This window comes from Paracraurococcus ruber (assembly GCF_004353985.1).
GTDB classification, from domain to species: domain Bacteria; phylum Pseudomonadota; class Alphaproteobacteria; order Acetobacterales; family Acetobacteraceae; genus Paracraurococcus; species Paracraurococcus ruber.
Genome location: NZ_SMOA01000435.1, coordinates 1 through 3,052 on the forward strand (window position 1 = coordinate 1; position 3,052 = coordinate 3,052).

Below are 3,052 nucleotides of genomic sequence, written 5' to 3' on the forward strand. Positions count from 1 at the left end.
GGTTCTGGAACACGGCCAAGGACGGGCCAGACGCCGATCCGCCACCGATGCCCACCTGCTGCGGGGACCAGTTTTGCCCGTCGAAGCTGGACCAGAACATGCGTTGGTCGCCATTTGCGCCGGACCAGGCGGCATAGAGGCGGTTCTGGAACACGGCCAAGGACGGGCCAGACGCCGATCCGCCACCGATGCCCACCTGCTGCGGGGACCAGTTTTGCCCGTCGAAGCTGGACCAGAACATGCGTTGGTCGCCATTTGCGCCAGACCAGGCGGCATAGAGGCGGTTCTGGAACACGGCCAAGGACGGGCCAGACGCCGATCCGCCACCGATGCCCACCTGCTGCGAGGTCCAAAACGCAGAGGCTGGCGGCGCCACAGAGAATAGTATCAGAACGACCAAGTTAAACGTTTTGGCAATCTCGATGGAGCGGGTCCATAGATTGCAAAAATACATTCGTTTTACTCCCTGGTGCTTGCTCACTAGTCGGTCAATAGGCCAGCCGACTACTACTTCGACAACTTACCCTCGCCGAATACACAAAGTTTGTTATTTCAAAAACATAAAGCGTCTAGGGCCTGTCAGAGCTTGACTGCCGATGGCGACTGTCGGCTCTCGGCAGACCCAACTGGTGCTACAGGAAGCCTAATCACCCCGACAGAGTCCCTGAGGTGTCCAGCCGTGTTCGTGCGTGCGAATGGCCCAGGCCTGTGCGGAGTCGTGCAGCACGAGAGCCAATGCGCGACGCTCCTCGGTGCCGGTGACGGTCAGACGATGCGGCATGTGCGGTGGCACGACTACGGGCTCCCCTCCGGGGTGCCCGACCTGCTTGCCCGCAGGTGTCTCCATACACTCCTCGCCTGCCAGGGTGAGGATCGCCTCCGGGCCGGGGTGGTGATGCACGCCGGTTTCGGCGCCGGGGAGCATGATCCCCTGCATGTAGGCCGCCGTGTAGGGAATGCCGGCCTCGACCCGTAACGGCCCCACCTCGGCGAGGTGCTCGCCCCCGACAGGTCGGTAGCCCACCTCTGCAACGCTCATCAGCCAGACGCGGCCGAGCGCCTCTACCACCGCGCCGCGCGGGCCGCGCCCCGCCTCCGCGGCGACCCGGTTGGGGTAGGCGGCGATGTTCCAATGGAGCGGCACGTCAGTGGGCAGGAGGCCGAGCCGGTGTTCGACCATGATGTAGCAGCCACATTCGATCTGCCGCTCCGCGACCGGCACGCAGCCTGGCGGCCCGCGGCGAGGGTCAAGCTGCGCCCCGGCGGGTGTGACGCAGGTCACGGCCAGAACCGCGGCCACGACGGGGACAGCAATCCTTTCGACGCTAGGGCTGGCAAGTGAGGGCATGCGCATTGCTCTTGCCTCTTCCGGCCGGGGCACTCGGGCCACACCGCCTCCGAACAGTTCCACAGGCTTGACGGGCTAGGCAACCGGCATGCTGGCCTCACGAACCTCCGCCGCTGCAAGGGCGGCGCACGGGCACCGCTCCCATATTCAGGGGATAACGAAAGTGAGCGAGGCCAAAGCCCTCCCGGATGCGACCTGGGCGGCGTGGGAGCCGCTGATCGAAGAGGTCCGACCGCACGGCAAGACGCCAACGAAAGACTTGCGTCGGACGATAGCGGCGATTCTCTGGCGCCACCAGAACGGCGCCAAGTTAGGCTTTTCGATAGTCAAATCACTAAAGCGATATAGCATGCCGGATAGTCGCAGCCGCTGGCGGGATGCGACTACTGCGACTCCGTTGCGGCAGCCGTGATGTTTGATACCAAATCCCCGAGAGCGTGACTCGTATGGGATTCCCGTGGTGGCGTTGGGCTGATTCATCATGGCGGACAGGGGAGGTTCGCCATGCCCATTCCGTTCCGGGCTGACTTTGACGCGGCCAAGCTGCGCGCCGCAGCGCGACGGACGAAGGACGCGGCCCAGGCGCGTCGCCTGCTCGCCTTGGCCGCAATCTACGACGGGGCGTCCCGCACCGGGGCGGCGCAGATAGGCGGCGTGACGCTGCAGATCGTGCGGGACTGGGTCTTGCGGTTCAATGCCGAAGGCCCGGCTGGGCCGGTCGACCGCAAGGCCCCGGGCCAGGCGCCTCGGCTGAACAAGACGCATCGGACGGCGCTGGCCGTGGTGCTGGAGAGCGGCCCGACACCGGCGATCCACGGCGTGGTGCGGTGGCGGCTGGTCGACCTGTGCCAGTGGATGTGGGAGGAGCACCGGGTCACAGTGGCCAAGCAGACCATGAGCCGCGAGGTGCGCGTGCTCGGCTACCGCAAGCTCTCGGCGCGGCCGCGCCACCATGCGCAGGCGGAGGGCGCGGTCGATCTTTTTAAAACAGCTTTCCCACCCGCCTGGAGGCGGTCGCGTGCGAGAAGGGCGTCGCCGCCAGCGCCATAGAGATCTGGTTCGCCGACGAAGCCCGTGTGGGCCAGAAGAACAAGATCACCCGCCGCTGGGCACGGCGCGGCACCAGGCCTGTTGCGCCGCAAGATCTGCGCACGGCATCGACCTACATCTTCGGCGCCATCTGCCCGGAGGCGGGCAAGGCCGCCGGTCTCGTCCTGCCCTACTGCAACACCGCCGCCATGAGCCTGCACCTCGCCGAGATCTCGGCCGCCGTGGCGCCCGGCGCGCATGCCGTGCTGCTGCTCGACCAGGCCGGCTGGCACCTATCAGCCAAGCTCGAGGTGCCGTCCAACATCACCCTCGTCCCGCTGCCACCGAAGTGCCCTGAGCTGAACCCGGTCGAGAACATCTGGCAGTTCATCCGGGACAACTGGCTCTCGAACCGCGTCTTCCGCTGCTACGATGACATCGTCGACCACTGCTGCCACGCCTGGAACAGGCTCGTCGAGCAGCCCTGGACCATCATGTCCGTCGGACTGCGCGACTGGGCTCACAGGTTCTGATCAGCGGGACTTGGTATAAGGGAGACCTGTGCGCGGGTGGACGGCGGGCCTCGATTTCTGGCTGTTTGAGGCACTGAACGCTGCCGGGAACTGCAGAATGCCGATTTTGCGGCGTGCCGGACGTGAGCCGGACAGACTCCTC

General features: G+C 65.7%; 3 protein-coding genes. 1 reads left to right on the forward strand and 2 read right to left on the reverse strand.

Annotated elements, in window-relative coordinates:
- The coding region (locus tag E2C05_RS30325) for a hypothetical protein (RefSeq protein ID WP_133223337.1) at positions 1-454 on the reverse strand (454 nt) is incomplete at its 3' end.
- Positions 455-643: 189 nt separating this feature from the next.
- Positions 644-1,222 carry a cupin domain-containing protein gene (locus E2C05_RS30330; protein WP_205083184.1) on the reverse strand — a complete coding sequence of 193 codons (579 nt, stop codon included), beginning with the start codon at positions 1,220-1,222 and terminating at the stop codon, positions 644-646.
- Positions 1,223-1,852: 630 nt separating this feature from the next.
- Between E2C05_RS30330 and E2C05_RS30340 the strand changes: the two genes are divergently transcribed.
- Positions 1,853-2,910, forward strand: a protein-coding gene (locus E2C05_RS30340) for an IS630 family transposase (protein ID WP_408901640.1) whose coding sequence is annotated in 2 segments (ribosomal slippage) — positions 1,853-2,347 and positions 2,350-2,910 — 1,056 coding nt in all. Because the reading frame shifts where the segments join, the coding sequence is not laid out codon by codon here.
- Positions 2,911-3,052: the final 142 nt, after the last annotated feature.